Source organism: Pseudomonas sp. NPDC079086 (assembly GCF_044542155.1).
Taxonomy (GTDB): Bacteria; Pseudomonadota; Gammaproteobacteria; order Pseudomonadales; family Pseudomonadaceae; genus Aquipseudomonas.
The window spans coordinates 75,182-100,131 of sequence record NZ_JBITTY010000005.1 but is presented as its reverse complement, the minus strand read 5'-3'; the positions used below and the strand labels follow the sequence as shown (position 1 = coordinate 100,131).

The 24,950-nt window shown below is 59.0% G+C and carries 24 protein-coding genes and 1 pseudogene; 14 read left to right on the top strand and 11 right to left on the bottom strand.

Going from position 1 to position 24,950, the window contains the following annotated elements; translation table 11 throughout:
• Positions 1-76 precede the first annotated feature (76 nt).
• The 7 genes from ACIGEK_RS19975 (at position 77) to ACIGEK_RS19945 (ending at position 5,523) form a co-directional block, all read left to right on the top strand.
• Entirely contained in the window at positions 77-1,312 is a 1,236-nt protein-coding gene (locus tag ACIGEK_RS19975) for an RNA polymerase sigma factor (RefSeq protein ID WP_397494991.1), read from the top strand.
• Positions 1,313-1,446: 134 nt separating this feature from the next.
• A complete protein-coding gene (locus ACIGEK_RS19970) occupies positions 1,447-1,791 on the top strand; it encodes a YciI family protein (RefSeq protein WP_397494990.1) in 345 nt (114 codons plus the stop codon).
• 48 nt (positions 1,792-1,839) lie between these two features.
• Positions 1,840-2,625, top strand: coding sequence for a DUF899 domain-containing protein (locus ACIGEK_RS19965; RefSeq protein ID WP_397494989.1), 786 nt, complete (start codon positions 1,840-1,842; stop codon positions 2,623-2,625).
• Positions 2,626-2,642: 17 nt separating this feature from the next.
• Entirely contained in the window at positions 2,643-3,071 is a 429-nt protein-coding gene (locus tag ACIGEK_RS19960; protein ID WP_397494988.1) for a YybH family protein, read from the top strand.
• 173 nt (positions 3,072-3,244) lie between these two features.
• Positions 3,245-3,658 (top strand): HPF/RaiA family ribosome-associated protein, encoded by a 414-nt coding sequence (locus ACIGEK_RS19955; protein ID WP_397494987.1) that lies wholly within the window; start codon positions 3,245-3,247, stop codon positions 3,656-3,658.
• A gap of 262 nt (positions 3,659-3,920) precedes the next feature.
• A complete protein-coding gene (locus tag ACIGEK_RS19950; protein ID WP_397494986.1) occupies positions 3,921-4,394 on the top strand; it encodes a hypothetical protein in 474 nt (157 codons plus the stop codon).
• Positions 4,395-4,671: 277 nt separating this feature from the next.
• Complete coding sequence (locus ACIGEK_RS19945) at positions 4,672-5,523, top strand: CAP domain-containing protein (protein ID WP_397494985.1); 852 nt, start codon at positions 4,672-4,674, stop codon at positions 5,521-5,523.
• Between the two features lie 24 nt (positions 5,524-5,547).
• Here ACIGEK_RS19945 and ACIGEK_RS19940 read toward each other — a convergent pair whose 3' ends face one another.
• On the bottom strand, positions 5,548-5,973 hold the full coding sequence (locus tag ACIGEK_RS19940; protein ID WP_397494984.1) for a helix-turn-helix domain-containing protein: 426 nt from the start codon (positions 5,971-5,973) through the stop codon (positions 5,548-5,550).
• Positions 5,974-6,045: 72 nt separating this feature from the next.
• Here ACIGEK_RS19940 and ACIGEK_RS19935 point away from each other — a divergent pair, with 72 nt between their 5' ends.
• Positions 6,046-6,555 carry a DUF2938 domain-containing protein gene (locus ACIGEK_RS19935; protein WP_397494983.1) on the top strand — a complete coding sequence of 170 codons (510 nt, stop codon included), beginning with the start codon at positions 6,046-6,048 and terminating at the stop codon, positions 6,553-6,555.
• A gap of 115 nt (positions 6,556-6,670) precedes the next feature.
• Here ACIGEK_RS19935 and ACIGEK_RS19930 read toward each other — a convergent pair whose 3' ends face one another.
• The gene (locus ACIGEK_RS19930) at positions 6,671-7,471 is read right to left on the bottom strand and encodes a methyl-accepting chemotaxis protein (protein WP_397495159.1); all 801 of its coding nucleotides are present in this window, start codon (positions 7,469-7,471) and stop codon (positions 6,671-6,673) included.
• Positions 7,472-7,756: 285 nt separating this feature from the next.
• Positions 7,757-8,317 (bottom strand): annotated as a pseudogene (locus ACIGEK_RS19925) (MCP four helix bundle domain-containing protein); the annotation flags it as partial.
• 398 nt (positions 8,318-8,715) lie between these two features.
• Between ACIGEK_RS19925 and ACIGEK_RS19920 the strand changes: the two are divergent.
• Together ACIGEK_RS19920 and ACIGEK_RS19915 are read left to right on the top strand one after the other, a co-directional pair.
• Complete coding sequence (locus ACIGEK_RS19920; RefSeq protein ID WP_397494982.1) at positions 8,716-9,315, top strand: DJ-1/PfpI family protein; 600 nt, start codon at positions 8,716-8,718, stop codon at positions 9,313-9,315.
• A 323-nt stretch (positions 9,316-9,638) separates the two neighbouring features.
• Positions 9,639-10,547 carry a haloalkane dehalogenase gene (locus ACIGEK_RS19915; RefSeq protein ID WP_397494981.1) on the top strand — a complete coding sequence of 303 codons (909 nt, stop codon included), beginning with the start codon at positions 9,639-9,641 and terminating at the stop codon, positions 10,545-10,547.
• Between the two features lie 171 nt (positions 10,548-10,718).
• On the opposite strand, the gene ACIGEK_RS19910 is transcribed toward ACIGEK_RS19915, so the two are convergent.
• The 3 genes from ACIGEK_RS19910 to ACIGEK_RS19900 form a co-directional block, all read right to left on the bottom strand.
• Positions 10,719-11,162, bottom strand: coding sequence for a DUF2846 domain-containing protein (locus tag ACIGEK_RS19910; RefSeq protein WP_397494980.1), 444 nt, complete (start codon positions 11,160-11,162; stop codon positions 10,719-10,721).
• A 157-nt stretch (positions 11,163-11,319) separates the two neighbouring features.
• Positions 11,320-11,718, bottom strand: coding sequence for an NUDIX domain-containing protein (locus ACIGEK_RS19905; protein ID WP_397494979.1), 399 nt, complete (start codon positions 11,716-11,718; stop codon positions 11,320-11,322).
• A gap of 28 nt (positions 11,719-11,746) precedes the next feature.
• Positions 11,747-12,442, bottom strand: a complete 696-nt coding sequence (locus ACIGEK_RS19900) for a GNAT family N-acetyltransferase (protein WP_397494978.1) — start codon at positions 12,440-12,442, stop codon at positions 11,747-11,749.
• Positions 12,443-12,642: 200 nt separating this feature from the next.
• On the opposite strand from ACIGEK_RS19900, the gene ACIGEK_RS19895 reads away from it, so the two are divergent.
• Positions 12,643-13,386 carry a class I SAM-dependent DNA methyltransferase gene (locus tag ACIGEK_RS19895; protein ID WP_397494977.1) on the top strand — a complete coding sequence of 248 codons (744 nt, stop codon included), beginning with the start codon at positions 12,643-12,645 and terminating at the stop codon, positions 13,384-13,386.
• A 321-nt stretch (positions 13,387-13,707) separates the two neighbouring features.
• Entirely contained in the window at positions 13,708-14,007 is a 300-nt protein-coding gene (locus ACIGEK_RS19890; RefSeq protein ID WP_397495158.1) for a putative quinol monooxygenase, read from the top strand.
• Between the two features lie 65 nt (positions 14,008-14,072).
• Here ACIGEK_RS19890 and ACIGEK_RS19885 read toward each other — a convergent pair whose 3' ends face one another.
• The 4 genes from ACIGEK_RS19885 to ACIGEK_RS19870 form a co-directional block, all read right to left on the bottom strand.
• Positions 14,073-14,603 carry an REP-associated tyrosine transposase gene (locus ACIGEK_RS19885; protein WP_397494976.1) on the bottom strand — a complete coding sequence of 177 codons (531 nt, stop codon included), beginning with the start codon at positions 14,601-14,603 and terminating at the stop codon, positions 14,073-14,075.
• Positions 14,604-15,084: 481 nt separating this feature from the next.
• Positions 15,085-16,419 (bottom strand): P-loop NTPase fold protein, encoded by a 1,335-nt coding sequence (locus ACIGEK_RS19880; protein WP_397494975.1) that lies wholly within the window; start codon positions 16,417-16,419, stop codon positions 15,085-15,087.
• Positions 16,420-16,512: 93 nt separating this feature from the next.
• Positions 16,513-17,763, bottom strand: a complete 1,251-nt coding sequence (locus tag ACIGEK_RS19875) for a ribonucleotide-diphosphate reductase subunit beta (protein WP_397494974.1) — start codon at positions 17,761-17,763, stop codon at positions 16,513-16,515.
• 379 nt (positions 17,764-18,142) lie between these two features.
• The gene (locus tag ACIGEK_RS19870) at positions 18,143-21,049 is read right to left on the bottom strand and encodes a ribonucleoside-diphosphate reductase subunit alpha (protein WP_397494973.1); all 2,907 of its coding nucleotides are present in this window, start codon (positions 21,047-21,049) and stop codon (positions 18,143-18,145) included.
• Between the two features lie 716 nt (positions 21,050-21,765).
• On the opposite strand from ACIGEK_RS19870, the gene ACIGEK_RS19865 reads away from it, so the two are divergent.
• Together ACIGEK_RS19865 and ACIGEK_RS19860 are read left to right on the top strand one after the other, a co-directional pair.
• The gene (locus ACIGEK_RS19865) at positions 21,766-22,488 is read left to right on the top strand and encodes a response regulator (RefSeq protein ID WP_397494972.1); all 723 of its coding nucleotides are present in this window, start codon (positions 21,766-21,768) and stop codon (positions 22,486-22,488) included.
• 10 nt (positions 22,489-22,498) lie between these two features.
• Positions 22,499-24,100, top strand: a complete 1,602-nt coding sequence (locus ACIGEK_RS19860) for an ATP-binding protein (protein ID WP_397494971.1) — start codon at positions 22,499-22,501, stop codon at positions 24,098-24,100.
• A 175-nt stretch (positions 24,101-24,275) separates the two neighbouring features.
• On the opposite strand, the gene ACIGEK_RS19855 is transcribed toward ACIGEK_RS19860, so the two are convergent.
• Positions 24,276-24,911, bottom strand: coding sequence for an RluA family pseudouridine synthase (locus ACIGEK_RS19855; RefSeq protein WP_397494970.1), 636 nt, complete (start codon positions 24,909-24,911; stop codon positions 24,276-24,278).
• Positions 24,912-24,950: the final 39 nt, after the last annotated feature.

Below are 24,950 nucleotides of genomic sequence, written 5' to 3'. Positions count from 1 at the left end.
GCGCTAGTGTGGGAACGGCCTAGGCGTCGCGGTGGTGGGTCGCGCCGTCGTCAGGCGCTTTACGGAGATCACTGGAATGGAGTTTCCAGCTGCACTGCAGGCCCAGTTCGCGCAGCTCTACCGCGATGAATCGCGCCGCGTGCTGGCCACCCTGATTCGTTTGCTGGGCGATTTCGACCTGGCCGAGGAGGCGCTGCACGAAGCCTTCCGCGCGGCCATGGAGCAATGGCCGCAGAGCGGTGTGCCGGCCAATCCACGTGCCTGGTTGGTGTCGGCGGGGCGCTTCAAGGCTATCGATAACCTGCGCCGGCAGCGGCGTTTCCAGCAGCTGGATGAACAGTTTGACCTGGCCGATGACGCAGCGGTGGAAGAGGGCGAGCTGCTTGAAGACGACCGCCTGCGGCTGATCTTCACCTGCTGCCACCCGGCGCTGGCCAGCGATGCCCAAGTGGCCCTGACCCTGCGCGAAGTCTGCGATCTGGGCACCGAGGAAATCGCCCGCGCCTTTCTCACCACACCCGCCACCCTTGCCCAGCGCATCGTTCGCGCCAAGGCGAAAATTCGCGATGCACGTATCCCTTATGAGGTGCCTGGGCGCAGCGAATTGCCCGAGCGTTTGGACGCGGTATTGCGGGTGATCTACCTGGTGTTCAATGAAGGTTATTTCGCCAGCTCCGGCGACTCATTGACCCGCGCGCACCTGTCCGATGAAGCCATCCGCCTGGCGCGTCTGCTGCTGGAACTGCTTCCCGAGCCGGAAGTGCAGGGCCTGCTGGCGCTGATGCTGCTGCACGAGTCGCGGCGTAGTGCACGCAGCTCGGCCAGCGGCGAAGTGGTGCTGCTGGAGGCGCAGGACCGCCGCCAGTGGGACCGCGCGCTGATCGCCGAGGGCGACGCCCTGGTGTTACAGGCCCTGCATTCACGGCGCTTCGCTGGCTACACCCTGCAAGCGGCGATCGCCGCCGTACATGCCGAAGCTGCCAGCGCCGAGCAGACCGACTGGGCGCAGATCGTCGGGCTCTACGACGCCTTGCTACGCCTGAATCCATCACCGGTGATCGAACTTAATCGCGCCGTGGCGGTGGCCATGCAGCAAGGCCCCGAAGCCGGACTGGCGCTGATCGACGCGCTGTTGACCAGCGGCGAACTGGCCGACTATCACCTGGCCCATGCCGCTCGCGCCGATCTCAATCGCCGCCTGGGCCGTGTAACGCCTGCGCGTGATGCCTATCTGCGGGCGCTTGAGCTGGTCCAGCAGGGCGCCGATCGGCAGTTTCTGCAGATGCGCCTGGATCAGTTGGCGGCCGACTGAGCTGCCATTCGCCTGGCAGATCCCCGCTGCTTGGCTACCGTTGGTCAGCGTTGAAATTATTTTGCGCGGCACTGTCGATTCCGCGTCGCGCCATTCGATTAGTCAGTAACCGCGCCACACCACCGGAGAACGCCATGAAATACCTGTGCTTGGTCTATAGCAACGAGCATGAGCTGCATAACTCGCCCGACAGCCCGCGTGACGAAGAATGCTTCGCCTATGCCGAGTCGGTGGCCACTAGCGGCCGCATGCTTGCCGCCGAAGCGCTGGAGTCGGTGCAGACCGCCACCACGGTGCGCATGCGCGGCGGCAAGCTGTCGATCATCGACGGCCCGTTTGCCGAGACCAAAGAGCAGCTCGCCGGTTTCTACCTAGTCGAGGCCCGCGACCTCAACGAAGCGATCCAGCTGGCCGGGCATATTCCGGCGGCGCGTGTCGGTTGTGTGGAGGTCCGCCCAGTACGCGAGCTGCAGGTCTAGAGCGCACGCTGCCCGAGTTGCTTAAACAACGGAAAAGGAGCACTGCCCATGAGTCGTCCTGAATACCCCAAGATTGCCAGTCGTGAGCAGTGGCTGCTTGCCCGCAAGGCTTTGCTGGCCAAAGAAAAGGCGCTGACCCAGCAGCGCGATGCGCTGAACGCCGAGCGCCGCCAGCTGCCGATGGTCAAGGTTGAGGCCGATTACCGTTTTCAGGGGCCGGAGGGTGAGCTGGGTTTGGCCGATCTGTTCGCCGGGCGCAGTCAGCTGATCGTCTACCACTTCATGTACCACATGGACCGCGGCGAGGGCTGCGACGGTTGTTCCTGCCTGGTCGACAATGTCGGCCACCAGGCTCATCTGCATGCCCGTGACACCACGCTGGTGCTGGTTTCCCGCGCGCCATTGGCCGATCTGCAGGCGTTTCAGCGGCGTATGGGCTGGACCTTGCCCTGGTATTCCTCGCTGGGCAGCGCGTTCAACTACGACTACCACGCCACGACTGACGAGCAGGTCGCTCCGGTCGAGTACAACTACCGTGACAAGGCTGATTTAGAGCGACTGGGCCTAAATTACCACGTGCAGGGCGAGCAGCCCGGCGTCAGCGTATTTCTGCGTGATGGAGCACAGGTTTATCACTGTTACTCCAGTTACGGCCGTGGCCTGGAAATGCTGATGAGCAGCTTCCATTACCTCGATCTCACCCCATTCGGTCGTGGTGAAGGCTGGGATGGCATGCCCGATCTAGAAGGTAAGGGCATGCACTGGACCCGCCTGCACGACGAATACCAGCAACCGACAGCAGCACATGATTGCTGCGCCTCAACCAAGCCTTAAGCGCTAGGAGTACGACCATGGGCAACGCACAATCGCAGATTCAACAGCAGCTGGACTCCTGGGCCGCCGCCTGCCGATCCAAAGATGTCAGCCAGATCATGCGCCACTACGCCGAGGATGTAGTGGCCTACGATGCCATCGGCCCGCTGCGTTTCCAGGGCAGTGCGGCCTATCAGGCGCATTGGCAGGCCTGCATGGAAATGTGTCCCGGCCCGGGCTTGTTCGAGATCCATCAGCCGAGCTTTCTGCTCAGTGGCGACCTGGCCGTGGTGCATTACCTGTTCCACTGTGGCGGCAGCGATGACAAGGGCGAACTGCACAGCAGCTGGATGCGTGTAAGCCAGTGTTTCCGTCAGCAGGGCGGGCAATGGCTTATCGCCCATGAACATTTCTCCATGCCGGGTGACATGGAAAGCGGAAAAATCTTGTTTGATTTGCAGCCATAGCCTTGTAACTCAAGCGTCACAAGGCTTGCAGCGAATTTAGGGCAGCAGCGGCGCAAAATTGTGGTTAAGACCAACGTCTTAGTGCTTGCCTAAAGGGGGGCACAATGGCGTAGGCTGGAGTTGTCGCCTTGGTAGGCGGCGCTATTCGCGAACAGTTGAAGAAGGAAAGCTTTATGCAAATCCAAGTTCACAGCGATAACCACATCGAAGGCAGTGCCCGTTTAGTTGAGTGGGTGAGTGCCAGTGTTTCCAGCAAGCTGGAGCGCTACGATGACGAACTGACCCGCATTGTTGTTCACCTGCATGACGACAACGGTGCAAAAGCCGGCGCGTATGACAAACGCTGCCAGATCGAAGCACGGCCAAAAGGCCTGCAACCTATTTCCGTTACCCACAAGGCCGAGTCCTTGGAACAGGCCATCGATGGCTCCATCGAGAAACTGCACCACGCCCTTGAACATCAATTTGGCAAACTGCGCAGCAAGCGCGTTACCCCACTGCCGGCTAATGAAAGCGGCGATATCCCTGGTCAAGATGCGCTGCTGGAAGAGGACTTCCTCGCCGAGGAACAGCTGCGCGCCGTCTAAACCAAACGTTCACGGGCAGCCGATCAGGCACGCTGCCCATTAAGTCTCACGCGCCCCCGCAGGTTTCTGCGGGGGCGCTGTCGTTTCAGGGCTTCACAAAAGTGGGCACTGCCTGTCAGCGGCAACAGCCTGCCTTAGGCGGCAAAGGGCTTCCTCTCTATTCAACGCTGAATAGGCGGGAAACCTTGGTTTTACTGGCTTGTGAATGGTTGGCCCATATTCTGCAGAAATGCCTGCCAGCTGACCTATGCAGGGATTCGCCATGACCAGTATTTCCAACAACTCGCCGCTGGCGAGCTACTTTGCCAACACCGCCAAACCCAGCACCGCCGGGGCTGCAGGCAATGGCAGCAGTACGGACAAGCCGAGCACCAGCGCGGCGGATCCGCTTGCGGAAATTCGCCGTTTTGCCAGCGGCATGGTGGCCAACAGCCGCGGTGGCCTGCTGCGCGCAATGAACGCCGAGAGCAGCGGTGCCAGCAACGCCATTGCCAGTGATCGCTTCCGCCCGGTCGCCGAGCAGAACAGCGACACTTCGAAAATTGCCTTGCCAGATGTCGCCGAGCTGGACCGTGAAGACGCCGCCAAGCTGCTCGCGCAGATCAACAAACTGGTCGACGCTGGCCTCGACAAAACCGACAGCTTTGTCGGCTACAACGGTGATAAACAGACCGACTCGCTGACCACCTATCGCGATTGGCTGCAGGCTAGAGGCGGCGTCAGCATTTACGTTTAAAAAGCCGTCTCGGATCTGCTGCGCGTCGGCCCTGCTGCGTTAAGAACAGACTCGGAATGCTCATTTACACCAGTAAACTCCGCTTCCTAGCCTGTTCTTGCCTTGCCTTGCCTTGCCTTGCATGGCTCTAGCTCGCGAGACCCGAAACAGCTTCTGAGTCTTTTTCATTGCTGATCCGGCCTGCGCATTGGGCTGGTTTCAGCGCGCGAGGTGCGCCAAGATCACTCGACCACAGTTGTGGGCACGCCGCATGAGCATGGCCAGGTCGAGGGGATTTATGACTAGCAAGGGTTTTATTCGGGCGTTCGTCGCTCTGGGGTTGGCGCTGTTTTGCGCCGCAGGCGCGCAGGCCGCAGAGGATGTGCAGCTGGTCGGGTTGATCAATAACTACCGCAGTGAAGTGCAGCGCTGTGGTGATCAGGCCTCTGCTGAGCTGCCGCCACTAAAGGCCGATCCACGTCTGGTGCAGCCGGTTGGTCGCTCGGGGGATTTGCAGCAGGCAATGACTGCAGCCGGCTACCCGATGGTCAATGTGCAGGCCATCAGTCTGTCCGGCCCGCGTGATGCGGCTGCGGCACTGAAAGTGCTGCAGGAGAGCTTCTGCAAGGTCGTGCTCGATCCGCAATTTGTCGATATCGGCGTCAAACAGCAGGACCGCGAGTGGCGCATTCTGCTTGCCCGGCCACTGCTAACTGCGCGCCTGGGCGACTGGCAGGCAGAAGGGCAGAAGCTGCTCGAACAACTCAACAGCGCACGCAGCACGGCGCGCCAGTGCGGTAGCCAAGCCTTTGCCGCCGCCGCGCCGCTGGTCTGGAATGCCACCCTGGGCAGCACCGCTGAAGCCCACAGCCGGGCCATGGCCAATAACAACTTCTTCGACCACCAGGACCCTGACGGCCGTACCCCAGGCGACCGTGCGGAACTGGCTGGTTACAGCGGGCAACGCATCGGCGAAAACATCGCTGCCGGCCTGGATACCCCGCGCAAAGTGGTCGACGGTTGGCTGGCCAGCCCCGGCCACTGCGCCAACCTGATGAGCCCGCAATTCAGCGAGCTGGGCGCCGCCTACGCTAATGATCCGAAAAGCGACGCGGGGATTTACTGGACTGCGCTGTTTGGCGCGCCGTAACGGTTGGCGTGCTGATCAAGCCCGTTATTTGATCGGCGGGTGAACCCTGGTTCTGGCCGTGGTGCGTGCGGCCAGGCTCATCAGCTGCTGGAATTTTGGACACTCCAGGTGGTTTTCCGCCGGGCAGGACGCGGCGTGGCGCAGGCCGTCGCGGATGGCGCTGAGACGTTTAATGCTGCGATCCAGCTCGTCGGCCTTGGCTTGCAGTTGCGCGCGGTCAATCGCTGGCTGGGTGCTTGCCGCGAGCATGGCGGCAATCTCATCCAGGGAAAACCCCGCCTCGCGGCCGAGGGCGATCAGCGCCAGGCGCTGGATCACTGATTCGCTGAATACCCGCTTGAGGCCGTTGCGGCCGATGGAGCGGATCAACCCTTTTTCTTCGTAATAGCGCAACGTCGACGTCGGCAACCCTGACGCGCGCGAAACTTTACCGATATCCATCTCTTGCATCCTTGACCTCAAGTTGGCTTGAACTGGCAGGCTTATGAAAACAGCCTTTCAGACAAAGCAAAAGAGGTGGATATGAACAGCCAATTGATTCTGTATGTGCTGTTGCTGGGCGTGGGCGCAACGCTGCTGATGGATGCCTGGGCGCTGGCGCGGCGACGCTTGTTCGGCATTGCCTCGCTGGACTACGCCCTGGTCGGGCGTTGGCTGGGGCATATGCGCCATGGCCGTTTCCAGCATGCAGCCATCGGCAAGTCGCAAGCCGTACGCGGTGAGCGGCTGCTGGGCTGGTACTGCCATTACCTGATCGGCGTGGCCTTCGTCGGCCTGTTTGTGGCGCTAGCAGGGCCGCAGTGGCTGTGCCAGCCAACGTTAATACCGGCGCTGCTGTTGGGCGTTGTCAGCGTGGCGGCGCCCTTGCTGCTGATGCAGCCAGCGTTCGGCATGGGCCTGGCGGCCTCGCGCATGGCCAATCCTTGGCAGGTCCGGCTGCGAGCGCTGGTCACCCATCTGGTGTTCGGGCTTGGTGCTTACCTGGCCGCTTGGCTGGGGGCGCAGCTGTTTGCTTTACCCCTCTGCCACTAACCGGTTGCGGCTTGGCCCAGCACCTGCGCCAGAGGCTGTTCGCAGCGCGCGATGTCGGGCCGGTTCATCACGTTAGCGCACTGCTTGGGCGCCATAGGTTAGGCGCTGCCGTGGCTTACAGCTTGAAGTGCCCGACCAGTTCGTCCAGTTGTGTCGACAGGTCCTGCAAGCTGGTGCTGGACTGGTTGAGCTGGTCGGCGATGCGCGTGGTTTCCTGGGTTAGGTTGTTGATTTCTTCGACGTTACGGTTGATCTCCTCGACCACGCAGGATTGCTCTTCGGTCGCGGTGGCGACCTGAATGTTCTGATCGCTGATTTGGGTGATGTGGCCGTTGATCTGCTCCAGTGCGGCCGAGGCCTTGCCGGCATACTCCACCACACGTTCGCTCTGCTGACGTCCGCGGGACATGACATCCACCGCCGCGCGGGATTCGGCCTGCAGACGGTTGATCACCTGCTGAATTTCTTCGGTCGAGGCGCCCGAGCGGCTGGCGAGGGTGCGAACCTCGTCGGCCACCACGGCGAACCCGCGACCTTGCTCGCCAGCACGGGCGGCTTCGATAGCGGCGTTGAGGGCCAGCAGGTTGGTCTGCTCGGAGATGCTGCGGATGGTATTGAGTGTCGAGCTGATCCCATTGATCTGCCCTGCAAGCGCCTCGACTACGTTGGAGGCTTGCTCCAGTTCGCCACTGAGTGTGTCGATCTGTTGGTGTGCCTGGGCCACCACTTCGCGGCCATCGCTGGCGTGACGGCTGGCTTCGCGGGCCACATGGGCGGCATTTTCAGCATTGCCGGCAATTTCATTGACGGTCGAACCAAGCTCATGGATGGCAGTGGCGACCTGCACCGTGCGGTCGCTCTGCGAGGTGCAGTTGCTCTGCGTCAGGCGCGCGCGCTCGGCCACTTCACGAGCCATCGCGGACAGCTGACGTGAGTTGCCTGCCAACTGCTCCATGGTGCTGTGGACCTTGGCGATAAAGCGGTTGAAGCTGTTGGCAATCTGGCTCAGCTCGTCTTCGCCGGGCAGTTCGATACGGGTGTTCAGAGACAGGTTCTCGGCGGCATTGCCCAGTTTGTCCTGCAAGATGGAGACGCGCCGACGCAGGTTGGTGACGATCAACCAGGCCGTGATAAAGGACACCAACAGGCCAAGGGTGATGATGATCAATTGACGGCTGCGGCCGTTGACATAGCTTTCATTGCTGCGCTGGTTTTGCTGCTCAGCTTGTTGCAGCAGGCCGTCGAGAAGCTCGTTGGCGCCCTGGCGCATAACCCCATAGCTTTTGGCGTATTGCTCGCGGTAGATCTGCTGGGCGCGGCCCATGTCGCCGCCGTCGAGGGCCTGTAGCAGCGGCGTCAGTTCATTGCTGACCATGCTTTCAAACTGTTGCAGCAGGCGCTGTGCCTGCGCCTTGCGATCCGGGTTGACCTGAGCCTCGACCGCGTTGCGCATGGCCTCGCGCATGCCGGGAATGTCTTCGTTGAGTGCTTCCTGAACGCGGGTTTTGACCCCGCGCTCGTCGCGCAGCGCCGTTTCCTGCAGCAGCATCATGTCGATACCCACGCGCATACGCGGGATACGTGAGGCGGCTTCGGCCATGGCGCGCATGGGGGCAGAGGTGTTGAGGTATAACGCACTGGCCTCGCTCTGCATGGTGGACATGCTGCTCAAGCTGGTCACCGCCACCAGAATCAGGGCAATACAGGGAATGGCTACTGCGAATATCAGGCGGGTTTTCAGGGTCAGAGAATCAAGGCTCATGAGGCCATTCCTTAATAGGCGGAAACGACGTTAGCAAGTGGCGTTATCTGTCCATGCCAGCGCAGTGGCTGCGGCATAGACGCTTGCGCAGGTGATCGGCAGGAAGCGGCCGATCATGAGACCTGTTCTTCAGGCCAGGCGTCACGCTAGACCTTTGCTTCATCGAGGCAGCTGCATAGTGTGCTGGGGTAAAACCGCGCCTAGCTACTGGGCCCGTGGCGTTCTGCTGTGTGCTCTTTGTCAGGCCGCTGCGCATGACGGCTCGCTCAGGTTCGTAACAGCAGCTGCGGTTGTTCTGCACGTCGACGGCTGTATGGTCATCATGGTGCCCGACTGTGTCTATTCGTCGAGCCACACGGCCTTGAGAATGGCACGAACTCCATCGCGCAGGCTTCGCCATGCATATCGCCATCCTCACCTTTGACGGCTTCAACGAACTGGATTCGCTGATTGCTTTGGGCATCCTTAATCGCATCAAGCAACCGGACTGGCGTGTGTCGCTGGCGGCACCGAGCGAAGCGGTGACCTCGATGAACGGCGTGACGCTGCATCGTCAGGCGCGTTTGGACGAGATCGAATCATTCGACGCGGTGCTGGTCGGTAGCGGCATCAAGACCCGCGAAATTGCTCAGGACGCCGCCATCATGCAGGTGCTGGGGCGACTCGATCCGGCACGCCAACTGATCGGCGCGCAGTGTTCCGGCACCTTGCTGTTGGCCAAGGCGGGGTTGCTCAACGGCGTTCCGGGTTGCACTGACCTCACCACTAAACCCTGGGTGCAAGAGGCGGGCATCGAGGTGCTGGAACAACCGTTCTTTGCTCGTGGCAACCTGGCTACTGCCGGCGGCTGTCTTGCCTCAATCTATCTCGCCGCATGGACGCTGGCGCGTCTGGTTGGGCGTGATGCGGCAGCCGAGGCGTTGCATTACGTGGCGCCGGTAGGGGAGAAGGACGAGTACGTCGCGCGGGCGCTCGGCAATATTGAGCCCTACCTGTAGCGGGCCTGAGCGACCACTGCGGGGCATGAGCCAGCTTGTGGCTATTTAACCGCCGGTCAGAGCAGTGGCATGTGTGCAAGCAAGTGATTCACGTCTTTAAAGCGGCTAAGGCGAGCGTTGCAGATGACGTTACGTGGCGTTGTACCCGCAGTGATTTGCAGGGTGCCTTGTGTGCAACCTGAGCTGGGCGGGCGCTTCAATCGAGCTTTTGCTACACGGCACCTGGGCCTCCGAATAAGGTGGTATTCACGTCATGCACGTGGTTGAACGCTAGCGTTGCTGGGTACATGCTCCGTTCTCTCCCCATTGCCAGAGGCTTATCCATGGACGTCCTGCGTACCCCAGACAGCCGCTTCGACAATCTTCCCGGCTATGCCTTCGCCGCCCATTACCTCAGTGTTGATGATGGCGAAGGTAGCCAGTTGCGTGTGCATTACCTAGATGAAGGCCCTGCGGATGCGCCGCCCGTACTGCTTCTGCATGGCGAGCCGTCGTGGAGTTACCTGTACCGCAAGATGATCCCGATTCTGGTCGCCGCCGGCCATCGGGTTATCGCTCCCGACCTGGTTGGTTTCGGTCGCTCCGACAAACCGAGCAAGCGCAGCGACTACACCTATCAACGCCATGTTGACTGGATGCAGGCCGTACTTGAGCAGCTCAGCCTGCAGCACATCACCCTGGTTTGTCAGGATTGGGGCGGGTTGATTGGCCTGCGCCTGGTGGCGGAGAACCCACAGCGCTTCGCCCGCGTAGTCGCCGCCAACACCATGTTGCCCACGGGCGATTACAACCCTGGCGACGCCTTCAAGAGCTGGCAGGACTATTCACAGAAAGTCCCCGAGTTTCCGGCAGGCGCGATTATCAACCGCGCGACCACTACCGAACTGCCGCAAGCAGTGATCGATGCCTACGACGCGCCGTATCCAGATGAATCCTACAAGGAAGGCGCTCGGCAGTTTCCCCTGCTGGTGCCGATCACCCCCACAGACCCTGCTGCCGAGAAGAATCGCGCCGCCTGGACGGTATTGATGAAGTGGGATAAGCCGTTTCTCACCGCCTTCAGTGACTCTGACCCGATCACCGCGGGGGGCGACAAGCTGATGCAGAAGCTGATCCCCGGTACCCAAGGCCAGGCTCACACCACCATTGTGAATGGCGGGCACTTCTTGCAAGAAGACCAAGGCGAAGTACTGGCTGAGGTGGTGGTTAGCTTTATCGCGGCGAACCCATAAGTCGCAGATTTTTTGCGAGCGACGTCGGGCATAAAGTCGCTGGTGCGTAGAGGCGGGCTAGGTGTCTGGTGTTAGATATTTTTGCTAACTCGTCGTACAGCGTCCTCTGTTATGAGTGCCTGGACCTGTACGGCGAGTTTGAAGCAGTGCACTGAATCAGATGGCTATGGTTTAGCGGGCCAGTTCAGTGTCGGCGACACCTTTTTGCCCTTCTGACTCGGATACTTCCTGAAGCTGTGCTCCGCCGACGAAGACGCCCATCTTGATCGACTGACGTACGTAGTGGTTTTTTCCTGCTTCGGCGTTCAGGTTGATGGTGTTATCACTGAACTCGGACTCGGTGGCCAGCACGTGCGCGCCAGGACTGACGACGCGATAGAAGTAGGTGTTCATGGCAGTCTCACCGACAACTTCATTGTCGATTTTGACTGTTTTTTTCAGGATTGGGCCTAGGGCCGAATCACGGAAGATATACAGTCCTGCCTGGTTCTCAGGTGGGGCTGGGAACGCTTTAAGGGCTTGGTCCTTTTCTGCCGACTCCATCGGTACAGATGCACAACCGGACAGCAGCGCAATACCGAGGGCAGCTGCACATATCATCAATTTTTTAGACATGGATACTCGTTCCTGAGTAGGGAGTTGACTGGCTTGCTGGCAATTTGCCAGCGGGCGCCACTTTATCTCGAACTTCCTACATATCAAGTGGTTGCCAACGAGAAATTGGTGATGACTACTCAGGCTATTGCTGCTGGGTGGTATGGCGACGCCGAACCTAAGCGGCCGGCCAGAGCAGCGGCAGCACATGCTCGCGCAGCAGTGGCGCCAGGGTTGCTGGCAGTACGTCATCAGGTGCGAGCCAGCGCAACTCTTCAAGTTCGGCGGCGGCGCTGACGGGGTGGGGCAGGCGGGCCTGGAAGACGCTGGCGTCGATCCAGGTATCTGGCTCATTGGCCGCCGCAGCGCGGAACTGACCGAGTGGTTGCAGCGCGTGGGCCGGCAGGCTGAGGTTGAGTTCTTCTTGCAGTTCACGGGTCAGCGCGGTGAGCGCATCTTCGCCGGGCTCGGCTTTGCCGCCGGGCAGCATAAAGCCCTGGGTGTTGCGTTTACGTACCAGCAGTAAGCGGCCGGCATCGTCGAACAGGCAGGCGGCGGAAATGGTCAGAGTGGTCATGGGGCTTCGCTTTGCAATGTGTGTCGCGTTAGTGCACGGAGCCTGAGGCGCGGCGTTGGTGTACCAGCGCCAATGCGCGCTGGGTCATCTGGTCGAGCTGGCGGTCACGCTGTTTCTCCGCTTCGCTCATGGCTTTCTTGCCGTGTTGCTTGAGCAGGTAGGCGTGGATCTGCCGCACTTCCTTCGATTCAAAAATGGGCGCCAAGTCCTGCACCGCCACCAGGCCGTCCGAGCGATAGGCGCGGGTGCTCATCAGCACTTGCGGGCCGTGCGCCGCCAGTAGCTGAAAGCCCATGGCCTCGAAGGTCGGCACTTTGCTCGCCACGCAGGCCAATTCGGTATGCGGGTGGCGGCTGGTTATCTGCTGCAGCATGGCGCGGGCAATCCCGTGGCGACGCTGGTTGGCCTGCACGGCCATATACGCCAGGGTGCAGGCCTCTGGGTCATCCTTAGCCGGTAGATACAGGGCAAAGCCCAGCACATGCGATGGGTCTTGATCGTCCAGCGCGAGGATCAAGCGCGCGCTGCTCTGCAGTTCACTGTCCATGGCTTGCAGGTACAGGTGCATCTCGTAGCCGATGACGTATTGATACAGCTGGTAGAGTGGATTACTGGGCGTTAGCGACACCGGGCTGATGTCACTGAGGTAGTCCACCACCATCTGCAAAACCTGGCTTTTCAGCGACTCGGGCGGTGGGGTGTCCAGGTGTACAAGGGTGAACATCGTCAGTCTGGCTCCGGGCGGGCGCGATTGGGCGTTAGCGTGGGCGGCATTGTAACGCCCTCAGCAGTGGATGGTTCCTACGCCCGGTGTGGCGACGGCCTGAATAATTCGCTGCCGCGCTGCATCGATAACGTCTCAGGGAGCAGGCTTGCTATATGATGCGCCACCCTCAAAGTCCGCGCGTCAGTCATCAGGTCACTATGTCCGTTAATGCTCTTTATAGTGATCTGTCCGATTACTACGACCTGATGTGCGCCGATATCGACTACCAGGCGCAAAGCCACTGCATTCATCGGCTGCAGCAGCTGTTTGGCAACGCCGGCGTCCGCCATCTGGATATGGCTTGTGGGACAGGGCCGCATGTGCGCCATTTTCTCGATGTCGGCTACCGCAGCAGCGGGCTCGATATCAATCAGCCGATGTTGGACAAAGCCGCCATTCGCTGCCCGCAGGCGCACTTCGCCTTGCAGGACATGTGCAGTTTCAGCGTGACTGAGCCGCAGGACCTGATCACCTGCTTTCTCTATTCCATCCACTACAGCGGCACGCTTGCGCGGCTGCAAGCCTGCATCGCCAGTGTGCATACCGCGCTCGACGCCAATGGCCTGTTCTGCTTTAACGCAGTCGATAAAGGCAAGATCGATAACAGCCTGTTTGCGGCGCACAACGCCCAGCATGGCGACAGCCAGTTCACCTTTAGCTCCGGCTGGAGCTATGCCGGCGAGGGTGAGCAGCAGGCGTTGCGCTTGCGCATCGAGAAGTTGAGGGCAGGGCAAACCGAGGTGTGGCACGACGAGCACCCGATGGTTGCGGTGAGCTTTGTGCAGTTACAGGCGCTGTTGCAGCCGTACTTTGAGGTGCACGTGCTAGAGCATGATTACCAGAAGCTTATCCCGTGGGATGGCGTTTCCGGGAATGCGTTGTTGGCCTGCGTAAAGCGTTAGTCACCTAGGGTGGGTGACGTCTTGTTTATCCACCAATGCTGCGGTTGTTTGGGCTACTGGCTGTTGTTCATTCAAGGGCGCTTATTGATGGCTTAAACCAGGGTAATGGCGACGCATGGCGCTTCATTTTCAAACTGTGGAAGAAAGTGTTAGCGCGTTTTGTCGGTGTTTCTTCGTGGCGGGATCGACAAGGATAAGCCCAGTCCACAGCGAGTGATAACGATGAAACCTCCGATCAAGCACTTAGGCTATTGGCTGTGTGCGCTGATGTTCACTGCCGTCGCCGGATGTGCAAGCCAACCCCCTGAAAGAGCCCACACCATGAACAAACCACTGGTATCCCTAGCTGTACTCAAAGCCAAACCCGGTAAACAAGAGGCGCTTAAAGCGGGCTTGTTGACCCTGATCGAACCGACACGGGCCGAGCCGGGCAACCTTGATTACGTGTTGTTTGAGCGACGGGATGAGCCTGGCACGTTCTATATGCGTGAAGCGTTCAAGGACCAGGCGGCGCTGGATGCGCATTTTGCGACGCCGTATTTTCAGCGGTTTGCCGCCACGGCTGATGATTTGCTCAGTGAGCCATTGCAGCTGATTTTCTTGGAGCAGGTTTCGAACTGAGTGTTAGCGCGTAGGGTGGATGACGTTTTTCCATCCACCATTGCGGTAGTTGTCCGGTTACATGCTCACTCACCATAACCACTATCGACCTGCTCCGGCTCCACGCACCAATCTGCGGAATAAACACCCATTGCCACGGCCCGGTGAAAGCTCGAATAGGGCCAGTCCGCCAGCCGTTCGACATGCTCATGTTTGAGAGGGTTGTAATGGATGTAATCGAAGTGGCGTTGGTAATCCCGTTCATCACGAATCAGGTGTTCCCAGTAGCGCCGTTGCCAGATGCCACGCTCGCGCCTGCGTTGTTGATTGATGGTGCGCACCTCCGTGGGCGGTGCGCGTTTGGCGAAGGCGAATTTGATGACCTTCCAGCGCAGCGCAAAGTCAGCATCGCCAGGTGGCAGCGTCCACATGCAGTGCATGTGTTCGGGCAAAACCACCCAGGCATCGATATGAAAGGGATGTCGTAACCGCGTCGCGCGTACCGACTCGCGCAATAGATCGATTTCACGGATCAGCAGATTGCTGTTGCGCTCACGCAGGTTGACGGTGAAAAAGTACGTGGCCCCCGGTACACGGGCGCGGCGGTAGTTGGGCATGGTGGCTCATCCGTGAGCGGGTTGGATCGTTGAACCATGGTGGACAAGCTTCGCGTTGTCCACCCTACGCCGGGCATGGCGTAGGGTGGATGGCGCTTTATCCATCCACCGTTACGGTGGTTGTCCGGGCTACTCGCTCTGCCTTCCACAAATCGCCCAAACAACGCGGTCCCCGAATCCCGTCAGGAGGCCGAGCGCAGGTGCTGTGGAGAGGGGTGTTTGGCATGGATGCCAAACGAGGAACGATGGGCCAGGGATGGCCCACCGTGACGATCCTCGGAACAGTGCCGGAGCGAGGGGAGTTGAGCGTAGCGAAACCCGTATGCCGGGCGCGCTTTCTCTTTGGCCACTTTCTCTTTGCGCGCGCAAAGAGAAAGTGGCTCGGCGTAAAGCCGAAACCTGTAGCAGAGGGAAGCATAGAAAATAAATCTGTCCCCTTTTCCTTTGCGGTGATTGTCCGGGCTACTTACTTGTTCGTTTTTTATTTTGAAAATAAATTTAGTGTGTTGATTATGTTTTTAAATGAATCTTTAGAAAATCTACGTCCATGAGTGGACTCTATTTCTCTATTTTGTATCATTGCTTTTTGAACTGTTTCGTTTGAGGCTATGTATCTAATTACAGCTTCAGTGTAGGCGTGAGTGTAGTCTGAACGATGACCTGTGATGTTTTGAGTTGGAATCAGCGTGCTCATGGTGGATTGGTGGTCAGGATTGTTAAGTATTTGATGAATTAGGTTTGGGTTTTCTGCTTTGCTAAAGCAGCATAAAGCAATAGCTGTTTGATAAGGTGCTACGAATTGAGTGTTTTGTGATGTGTTATGGAAAATGGAAAGATATGAAATTGTTTTCTGGATTCCTCGATAACTGGTTTTGTTGGTTATGAAGATGTTTTTCAATGTGTCAATGGTTAGTGTATTTAATATTTTTTCTTCTTCGGTGGTAATGTTTTTAATTAGCTGATTGAAATACTTTTCGGTGTGGCTGGTGTGTTCTGTTTCTTCTCTGGGTAAATCTATCCAGAGGTCTACAAATTTCTGCAGGTATGAGTGTGGATTTATGTTTAATCCGTACCTTTTATGGATTGATGCGTGTAATTGTGATTTGTTGGTGATGAGGAGGAATTTTAGGTTTTTTACGCTAAATAAATGCTTGATCTGTTCTATTAGCTCTAAACAAAAATCGGGTCTGCATCGATCAAGCTCGTCGATAATAAAAACTATTGGTTTTCCCTCTCCGAGGTCAAGTATATGCTTCTCTAGCACAACCTTAAACGTCTCTAAAGAAGCTTTGTCTAACTTGGTCTTGTCGAGTTTATTTGCAAGGGCTTTATCAAGTCCGTCTGATATTTCCCCCCCAAGATTGTCCGCAGTCCCAAGTTCATCTAGTAGTGTTTCGTCTAGCAATCCTGCTGATAGTGTCCTTATTCCGACTCGCAGTGCCCCCCGAGTTATAGCTTTTGATGCTTTTATTAGCGAGGTTTTAAATTCTGGATTTGATTTTGTTGATTTGCTCTCTAGGAGATCTTGTATTTCGCTCGCTATTGCTAAAAAAGCATCTTTTTGGTAATCGTTTTTGAATGCGTCAAAATAGATTGTGTGTACGTTTTTTTCACTGTTGAGGTGCGCGGACAGCATTAGCGCAAATGTGCTTTTCCCTTCTCCCCATTGCCCGTCAAGGCCAATTACTAGATCTTCTTCTGTGCTTTCAAATAAATTACAGATAGCGTCGCCTAGAGGTTTCCGGTCGAAGATGTCAATCTCAGGTGTGAAGCCGGTTATTTTGTTTTTTTCGAGTTCTGGCGGTTTTATAAGCATGTCGTAACTTCCTGTTTTTATATGCGCTATAAATAATTTTGTTGGCTAAAAAAAACCCGCTTGCGCGGGTTTTATCAAATAGATGGGCGTGTATCAATCCCAGCTCAACGCTCCACCCGTCTGATACTCAATAACCCGCGTCTCGAAGAAGTTCTTCTCTTTCTTCAGGTCCATGATTTCCGACATCCATGGGAACGGGTTAGTGGTACCTGGGTACTCTTCCTTCAAACCAATCTGGGTCAAACGACGGTTGGCGATAAATTTGAGGTAGTCCTCCATCATCGCCGCGTTCATGCCCAGTACGCCGCGCGGCATGGTGTCGCGTGCGTATTCGATTTCCAGCTGGGTGCCCTGCAGGATCATCTGGGTGGCTTCGTCTTTGAGCTGGGCATCCCACAGGTGCGGGTTTTCGATCTTGATCTGGTTGATCACGTCGATGCCGAAGTTCAAGTGCATGGACTCGTCACGCAGGATGTATTGGAACTGCTCGGCGACGCCGGTCATCTTGTTGCGGCGACCCATGGAGAGGATCTGGGTGAAGCCGCAATAGAAGAAGATGCCTTCCAGTACGCAGTAGTAAGCGATCAGGTTGCGCAGCAGTTCTTTGTCGGTCTCAACGGTGCCGGTGTTGAAGGTCGGGTCGGAGATCGAGCGGGTGTACTTGAGGCCCCAGCTGGCTTTCTTCGCGACCGATGGAATCTCGTGGTACATGTTGAAGATAGCGCCTTCGTCCATGCCCAGCGATTCGATGCAGTACTGGTAAGCGTGGGTGTGGATCGCCTCTTCGAAGGTTTGGCGCAGGATGTACTGGCGGCACTCCGGGTTGGTGATCAGGCGGTACACGGCCAGGGCGAGGTTGTTGGCAACCAGGCTGTCGGCGGTGGAGAAGAAGCCGAGGTTGCGCATGACGATGCGGCGCTCGTCGTCGGTTAGGCCGTCTGGGGTTTTCCACAACGCGATGTCCGCGTTCATGTTCACTTCTTGCGGCATCCAGTGGTTGGCGCAACCATCCAGATACTTCTGCCAGGCCCAGTCGTACTTGAAGGGTACGAGCTGGTTGAGGTCGGCGCGGCAGTTGATCATGCGTTTTTCGTCGACGGCTACGCGTGCGGCGGTGCCTTCCAGCTCGGCCAGGCCTTCGGCGATGTCGAGTTGGTCAAGCGAGGCTTTGGCACGGGCGACGGCGTCGCTGTCATCGCTGGCCACGGCGCGCGCTTCAACAGCAGCAGCACCGCCAACCTGGTCGAGTTTGTCGATGCTCATGTCTGCCATGTGGGCAGCGGCTTTGTTGGCTACAACGGCGTCAGTGCCGTCTTCCTTGTCAAATTCATCCCAGCTCAGCATGGCTTGGCTCCTGCTTGCGGGCCGGTGAAATAACCGACCTGTGTGGATATACAGTCTTTATTGTGTTCCGTTGCGTACAGCGCGCAAGGGTAAAACGGTACCGCTGGTCGGGGTGGCTCTAATGACTGGCCGTTGCCCCGATGCCCACGCCGGGTAGGGCGGGGGTTGGTAATAAGTGGGGAGGGCGGTGTTGCTTAGCCCTTCTCCCGATACAGCTGTGTTGCTTGTGCTCTTGCTCGACATTCGAGCGTGAAGCTGAGCGAGTAGTCGCAAGGCACCTGCTGGAGTGGAGCCCCTGAGCGTACGCATGTACGTGATGGGGGCCGCTCCGGCAGGTAACGCCGCGAATGCCGCTCAGATCCGCGCGTTGCCGAACACCTTATTGGCAGGCTTCGCAGTCTGGTTCATCGATGGCGCACGCTTTTGGCACTGGAGCTGGGCCTGCGCTCATTTCCACTTCCGGGGCCTTGGCCGGTGCTGCGCTCAGGCCATCGCTGCCACCACTGGATACGGCGTTGAGTTTGCTGGTACTGATGGTGGACTTCTCGGTGCTGGTCGCGGCCAGGGCACGGAGGTAGTAGGTGGTTTTCAGGCCACGGTACCAAGCCATGCGGTAGGTCACGTCGAGCTTCTTGCCCGAGGCGCCGGCGATGTATAGGTTCAGCGACTGCGCCTGGTCGATCCACTTCTGGCGACGGCTGGCGGCATCAACGATCCACTTGGTGTCGACTTCAAACGCGGTGGCGTAGAGGTCTTTCAGCTCTTGCGGGATGCGCTCGATCTGCTGCACGGAACCGTCGTAGTACTTGAGGTCGTTGATCATCACCGAGTCCCACAGGCCGCGAGCTTTCAGGTCGCGAACCAGGTAGGGGTTGATCACGGTGAATTCGCCCGAAAGGTTCGATTTCACGTAGAGGTTCTGGTAGGTCGGTTCGATCGACTGCGATACGCCGGTGATGTTGGCGATGGTGGCGGTCGGTGCGATGGCCATGATGTTCGAGTTACGGATGCCTTTCTGCACACGGGCACGGATCGGGGCCCAGTCCAGGGACTCGGTCAGGTCGACGTCGATGTACTTCTGGCCGCGCTGCTCGATGAGGATCTGCTGCGAGTCGAGCGGCAGTACGCCTTTGCTCCACAGCGAACCCTGGAAGGTTTCGTAGGCGCCACGCTCGTCGGCCAAGTCACAGGAGGCCTGGATGGCGTAGTAGCTGACTGCTTCCATAGACTTGTCAGCGAACTCAACAGCAGCGTCGGAGCCGTACGGGATGTGCTGCAGGTACAGCGCGTCCTGGAAGCCCATGATGCCCAGACCGACCGGACGGTGGCGGAAGTTGGAGTTACGCGCCTGCGGTACCGAGTAGTAGTTGATGTCGATAACGTTATCGAGCATGCGCACGGCGACCTTGATGGTCTTCTGCAGCTTGGCGGTGTCCAGCTTGCCGTCAACGATATGGTTCGGCAGGTTCACCGAACCCAGGTTGCACACGGCGATTTCGTCGGCGTTGGTGTTCAGGGTGATCTCGGTGCACAGGTTCGAGCTGTGCACCACGCCCACGTGCTGCTGCGGGCTGCGCAGGTTGCATGGGTCTTTGAAGGTTAGCCATGGGTGGCCGGTTTCGAACAGCATGGAGAGCATCTTGCGCCACAGGTCTTTGGCTTGGATGGTCTTGAACAGCTTGATCTTGCCGCCGTACTGGGTCAGGGCTTCGTAGTACTCGTAGCGCTCTTCGAAGGCTTTACCGGTGAGGTCGTGCAGGTCTGGCACTTCGGACGGGCTGAACAGGGTCCACTGGCCGTCGTCGAAGACGCGCTTCATGAACAGGTCTGGAATCCAGTTGGCGGTGTTCATGTCGTGGGTGCGGCGACGGTCATCACCGGTGTTCTTACGCAGTTCGATGAACTCTTCGATGTCCATGTGCCAGGTTTCCAGGTAGGCGCAGACCGCGCCTTTGCGCTTGCCACCCTGGTTAACGGCTACTGCGGTGTCGTTGACTACTTTAAGGAACGGCACAACACCTTGGGATTTACCGTTGGTGCCTTTGATGTAGGCGCCCAGCGAGCGTACTGGTGTCCAGTCGTTGCCCAGGCCGCCGGCAAATTTGGACAGCAGGGCGTTGTCGCGGATGGCGTCATAGATGCCGCCCAGGTCGTCCGGTACGGTGGTCAGGTAGCACGAGCTCAACTGTGCACGCAGGGTGCCGGCGTTGAATAGAGTCGGCGTCGAGGCCATGTAGTCGAAGGACGACAACAGGTTGTAGAACTCGATGGCGCGGTCTTCTTTCTGCTTCTCTTCAATCGCCAGGCCCATGGCCACGCGCATGAAGAACACTTGCGGCAGTTCGAAGCGGGTGCCGTCCTTGTGGATGAAGTAACGGTCGTAGAGGGTCTGCAGGCCCAGGTAGGTGAACTGCTGATCGCGCTCGTGGTTGATCGCCTTGCCGAGTTTTTCCAGGTCGAAGTCGAGCAGCACTGGGTTGAGCAATTCGAACTCAACGCCTTTGGCGATGTAAGCCGGCAGTGCTTTGGCGTACAGCTCACTCATCTCATGGTGAGTAGCGCTGGTGGCAACACCGAGGAAGCCCAGACCTTCAGCGCGGATGTTGTCCATCAGCAGGCGTGCGGTGACGTAGCTGTAGTTCGGCTCGCGCTCAACCAGGGTGCGTGCGGTCATCACCAGGGCGGTGCTGACGTCGCTCTGGGCTACGCCGTCGTAGAGGTTCTTCAGGGTTTCTTTCTGGATCAGCGCGCCGTCGACTTCAGCCAGGCCTTCGCAGGCTTCGGTGACGATGGTGTTGAGGCGGCCCATGTCCAGCGGCGCAACCGTGCCGTCGAGGTGGGTAACGCGAATGCTTGGGTGCGGCTCGGCAATATCGGCGGTGCCGGTCTTGCGCGCCTGGCTGCGCGATTCACGGTAGATCACGTAGTCGCGGGCAACTTTCTGCTCGCCGGAACGCATAAGGGCCAGTTCGACCTGGTCCTGGATTTCTTCGATGTGGATGGTGCCGCCGGACGGCATACGGCGCTTGAAGGTGGCGGTGACTTGTTCAGTCAGGCGCTCAACGGTTTCATGGATACGCGACGAGGCGGCTGCGGTGCCGCCTTCAACAGCGAGAAAGGCCTTGGTGATGGCAACGGTGATCTTGTCATCGGTGTAGGGCACTACGGTGCCGTTACGCTTGATCACACGCAGTTGACCCGGCGCGGTGGCGTTCAGGCTCTGGTTGTCATCGGTGGCCTGCGGCGCATTGGCCTGCGGGTTCTCGCGGGAGGTGTCGGTGTGCATGAAAGTCTCCATGTTCTGTATTTATTAGTTAGACGCTTTGCCGTCGATCACTGTGGCTACTGCCATTCATTCCATTTCAACAATGCCATGGGCGCAGCCAGAGGCCGAGCACATGGGGACTTGCAAATTGGGCAGGGAAGGTACGACTAAAGCGCCTTCCTGGCTCAAGAGTCACACGTCAAGGCGTTTTTAGCGCCTCAACTACTACATCTAGTGGTGCAACCGCGTGTGCGGGTGCCGCTTTATTCTTTTTCAGGCGCGCCAAGCGCTGCGCTGAAGGATGGCCTGCTGCGATAGAGCAGGCGTACTGCAAAGGTCTTTCAGGCGACCGGTGACGGGCTGGGATCAGGCCGTGTGCGAGTCATTCTTTTTGTATCCGGTTGCCAGGCTAAACCCAACATGTGGTGGGTGTCGCGCGATTGGCATACAAGATAATGCGCTATCTGGGGTATTGCAAGGCGATAGAGCAAGAACAACCTGTGGATAAGTTGTGGGTGAATTGTGGGTTAAACCGCGCGATTGGCGGCAAGCCCGCATGCTTGCTGGGGTGTACCGTTCGTCGGTGTTGAGCGGGCTTTTTCCGTGGTTTGCCCAGACGTGGCCTAACTCTCAGGTCGATACTACATCTAGTGTTTTTACAGAAATATGGCATGCGCTATGCAGTGTCCGGCGCATTGATACAATGCCGGCCGTTTCCGTGTTGTCTGGAGTCCGTTGTGGAGCAGCAGTCGTGGCACATTCTTATTGTCGAAGACGACCAGCGCCTGGCCGAGTTGACCCGTGAGTACCTACAAGGCAATGGCCTCAACGTGTCCATCGAAATGGACGGCGCACAGGCCGCCGCGCGGATTTTGCAGGAGCAACCTGACCTGGTGATTCTCGACCTGATGCTGCCCGGCGAAGACGGCTTGTCTATCTGCCGCAAGGTGCGCGGGCAATACGAGGGGCCGATCCTGATGCTCACCGCGCGCACCGATGACATGGATCAGGTGTTGGGCCTGGAAATGGGCGCCGACGACTATGTATGCAAGCCGGTGCGCCCGCGCGTGCTGCTGGCGCGCATCCGCGCCCTGCTGCGTCGCCATGAGGGCGCTGAGGCGCAGGCGCCGAGCGAACGTCGGCGGTTGAAGTTCGGCCCGCTGGTGATCGACAGTGCCATGCGTGAAGCCTGGCTGGGCGAGCAGGGCATTGAGCTGACCAGTGCCGAATTCGACCTGCTGTGGCTGTTGACCTCCAATGCCGGGCGGATTCTCTCGCGCGAGGAAATCTTCAATGCCCTGCGCGGCATCGAATACGACGGCCAGGACCGATCCATTGACGTGCGTATTTCGCGCATCCGCCCGAAAATCGGCGACGACCCGATGCACCCACGGCTGATCAAAACCGTGCGCAGCAAGGGTTATCTGTTTGTTGCCGAAGCGGCTGAGGCGCTGCCATGAATTCTCGGCCATGAACTCGATCTTCCTGCGCATCTATGGCGGCATGCTCGCCGTGCTGGTGCTGGTGGCGCTGCTCGGTGTCGGCGCGCTGCAGCTGCTTAACGACGTGCGGGTGGATCAATACCGTGAGCGCCTGGCCCAAGGCACCTTCCGCCTGATGGCTGACAACCTCTCACCAATGGTGGATATCGAGCGACGCCGCGCGATAACGGTGTGGGGGCGTTTACTCGGCATTCCGCTGCGCGTTGAAGCACTGGAAAGTGCCGGGCTGGACAGTGGCGCGCGCAATAGCCTGCGGCGTGGTCAGGTGCTGGTGCAGCAAACCGGCCCGCACGAGGCGCGCATCTTCAGTCAGCTGGATAAACAGCCGTTGCTGCTGGTTGCCGATGTGCAGCAGGTCAGCGAGCAGTTGGCCCGCGCCACCAGTTTTCTGCTGATTGATGAGCTGGTGCGCTACCCCTGGGACGAGCAGCCGCGCCGGCTGGCGGCGCTCAAGCGTGACAAACAGTTCGGTTTCGATCTGCATCTGGTGCGCCTCGATCAGGCCGACCTCGACCCCGATCAACGTCGTCGCGTGGATGAAGGCGACACGGTGATGGCTCTGGGCCGTGGTGGCGACAGCATTCATGTGTTTTCCGGCATCGTCGATACGCCTTGGGTGCTGGAAATCGGCCCGCTGTACCAGATGAACCCGTACCCGGCGCAGTGGCTGGTGCTGATTGGCGCGCTGGGGCTGAGCCTGATCGGTTTCATGGTTTATCTGCTGGTACGACCGCTGGAGCAACGCCTGAGTGATCTGGAAGGCGCCGCCACGCGAATTGCCAGCGGCCGCCTGGATGCCCGTGTACCGACTCGTGGTAGCGATTCAGTCGGGCGCCTGGCAGCGGCCTTTAACGCCATGGCCGAACACTTGCAGCGCTCTCTGAGTATCCAGCGCGAGATGGTTCGTGCGGTATCCCATGAGCTACGTACGCCAGTGGCACGGCTGCGCTTCGGCCTGGAAATGATCGGCGACGCGGAAACCGATGCGGCGCGGCGCAAATATATGGAGGGCATGGACAGCGATATCCAGGATCTCGACAAGCTGGTCGACGAGATGCTCACCTACGCGCGCCTGGAGCAGGGCGCGCCGGCGCTGAACTTCCAGCAGGTCGATCTGGGCGAGCTGATCGATCAGGTGATCACCGAGTTGGCCCCGCTGCGCGCCAGTGTGCGGGTCGAGCACGGCCCTTCACGCGATGCCCTGGATGGCGGCGGTGCCTGCGTTGAAGCCGAGCTGCGCTACCTGCACCGCGCCCTGCAGAACCTGGTGAGCAACGCCATGCGCCATGCCGAATCACGGGTGCGGGTGAGTTATCAGGTGGGGCAGCAGCGTTGTCGCCTGGATGTCGAAGACGACGGCCCGGGCGTGCCGGAAGAGGCCTGGGAACGGATATTCACGCCGTTCCTGCGCCTGGACGATAGCCGCACCCGCGCCTCGGGCGGGCATGGCCTGGGCCTGTCCATCGTACGCCGCATCACCTACTGGCACGGCGGTCGCGCGCAGATCAGCCGCAGCGAAGAGCTGGGCGGTGCCTGTTTTAGTCTGATCTGGCCGCGCAAGCAGGAATAAACAGTGGCGTTGCGGCCATAGCTATCGCGGGCAAGCCCGCTCCTACCCGGCTGGCGCTGTACCTGTAGGAGCGGGCTTGCCCGCGAAGCTTTTGCGGTTGGCGCGCAACCGTGTTTGCCCTTGTAGGATGGCGGGGCCGCCTAGGTACAACCCTTCAATTGCTTGCGGGTTAGCTTTAAAACGGTGCCGGGCACTCGAAACGCATGCGTTCGCCTGTTTGTGGGTGGGTCAGGCTGAGCATGCTGGCGTGCAGGCACAGGCGCGGGTAGGCGGCCAGGGCTTGTTCGTGGGCGTACAGGCCGTCACCCAGCAGCGGGTGGCCGATCGACAGCATGTGCACGCGCAGCTGGTGCGAGCGGCCAGTAATCGGCGTTAGCTCGACGCGGCAATGATCGGTGTGGCGCTCCAGCACTTTCCAGTAGGTCAGCGCATGTTTACCTTGCTCATGGTCAACCACGTGGCGCGGCTTGGTCGGCGGGTCGTAGCGCAGTGGTAGGTCGATGCTACCGCTGTCCAGTTCCGGCTGGCCCCAGCACAGTGCGGTATAGGCCTTTTCGGTTTCGCGGTCATGGAACTGCCGCGACAGCTCGCGGTGGCTGTCGGCGTCGCGCGCCAGGACGATGATCCCTGAGGTTTCCCAGTCCAGGCGATGGACGATGCGCGCTTCTGGGTAGCCGTTTTCCTGCAGGCGGGTGACCAGGCAATCGCGGTTATCTTCCGCGCGGCCGGGTACCGAGAGCAGCAGGGTGGGCTTGTTGATCACCAGCAGGGCGGCGTCCTGGTGGAGGATTTCGACATTCGACAGCGGCATGGGCTTTCCACAAATAGAAACGGCGGCCAGGGCCGCCGT

Excerpts from the sequence above, each read along its gene's own strand:
- ACIGEK_RS19975 (WP_397494991.1), top strand. The coding sequence starts at position 77 with ATGGAGTTTCCAGCTGCACTGCAGGCCCAGTTCGCGCAGCTCTACCGC.
- ACIGEK_RS19970 (WP_397494990.1), top strand. The coding sequence starts at position 1,447 with ATGAAATACCTGTGCTTGGTCTATAGCAACGAGCATGAGCTGCATAAC.
- ACIGEK_RS19965 (WP_397494989.1), top strand. The coding sequence starts at position 1,840 with ATGAGTCGTCCTGAATACCCCAAGATTGCCAGTCGTGAGCAGTGGCTG.
- ACIGEK_RS19960 (WP_397494988.1), top strand. The coding sequence starts at position 2,643 with ATGGGCAACGCACAATCGCAGATTCAACAGCAGCTGGACTCCTGGGCC.
- ACIGEK_RS19955 (WP_397494987.1), top strand. The coding sequence starts at position 3,245 with ATGCAAATCCAAGTTCACAGCGATAACCACATCGAAGGCAGTGCCCGT.
- ACIGEK_RS19950 (WP_397494986.1), top strand. The coding sequence starts at position 3,921 with ATGACCAGTATTTCCAACAACTCGCCGCTGGCGAGCTACTTTGCCAAC.
- ACIGEK_RS19945 (WP_397494985.1), top strand. The coding sequence starts at position 4,672 with ATGACTAGCAAGGGTTTTATTCGGGCGTTCGTCGCTCTGGGGTTGGCG.
- ACIGEK_RS19940 (WP_397494984.1), bottom strand. The coding sequence starts at position 5,973 with ATGCAAGAGATGGATATCGGTAAAGTTTCGCGCGCGTCAGGGTTGCCG.
- ACIGEK_RS19935 (WP_397494983.1), top strand. The coding sequence starts at position 6,046 with ATGAACAGCCAATTGATTCTGTATGTGCTGTTGCTGGGCGTGGGCGCA.
- ACIGEK_RS19930 (WP_397495159.1), bottom strand. The coding sequence starts at position 7,471 with ATGGCTCGTGAAGTGGCCGAGCGCGCGCGCCTGACGCAGAGCAACTGC.
- ACIGEK_RS19920 (WP_397494982.1), top strand. The coding sequence starts at position 8,716 with ATGCATATCGCCATCCTCACCTTTGACGGCTTCAACGAACTGGATTCG.
- ACIGEK_RS19915 (WP_397494981.1), top strand. The coding sequence starts at position 9,639 with ATGGACGTCCTGCGTACCCCAGACAGCCGCTTCGACAATCTTCCCGGC.
- ACIGEK_RS19910 (WP_397494980.1), bottom strand. The coding sequence starts at position 11,162 with ATGTCTAAAAAATTGATGATATGTGCAGCTGCCCTCGGTATTGCGCTG.
- ACIGEK_RS19905 (WP_397494979.1), bottom strand. The coding sequence starts at position 11,718 with ATGACCACTCTGACCATTTCCGCCGCCTGCCTGTTCGACGATGCCGGC.
- ACIGEK_RS19900 (WP_397494978.1), bottom strand. The coding sequence starts at position 12,442 with ATGTTCACCCTTGTACACCTGGACACCCCACCGCCCGAGTCGCTGAAA.
- ACIGEK_RS19895 (WP_397494977.1), top strand. The coding sequence starts at position 12,643 with ATGTCCGTTAATGCTCTTTATAGTGATCTGTCCGATTACTACGACCTG.
- ACIGEK_RS19890 (WP_397495158.1), top strand. The coding sequence starts at position 13,708 with ATGAACAAACCACTGGTATCCCTAGCTGTACTCAAAGCCAAACCCGGT.
- ACIGEK_RS19885 (WP_397494976.1), bottom strand. The coding sequence starts at position 14,603 with ATGCCCAACTACCGCCGCGCCCGTGTACCGGGGGCCACGTACTTTTTC.
- ACIGEK_RS19880 (WP_397494975.1), bottom strand. The coding sequence starts at position 16,419 with ATGCTTATAAAACCGCCAGAACTCGAAAAAAACAAAATAACCGGCTTC.
- ACIGEK_RS19875 (WP_397494974.1), bottom strand. The coding sequence starts at position 17,763 with ATGCTGAGCTGGGATGAATTTGACAAGGAAGACGGCACTGACGCCGTT.
- ACIGEK_RS19870 (WP_397494973.1), bottom strand. The coding sequence starts at position 21,049 with ATGCACACCGACACCTCCCGCGAGAACCCGCAGGCCAATGCGCCGCAG.
- ACIGEK_RS19860 (WP_397494971.1), top strand. The coding sequence starts at position 22,499 with ATGAACTCGATCTTCCTGCGCATCTATGGCGGCATGCTCGCCGTGCTG.
- ACIGEK_RS19855 (WP_397494970.1), bottom strand. The coding sequence starts at position 24,911 with ATGCCGCTGTCGAATGTCGAAATCCTCCACCAGGACGCCGCCCTGCTG.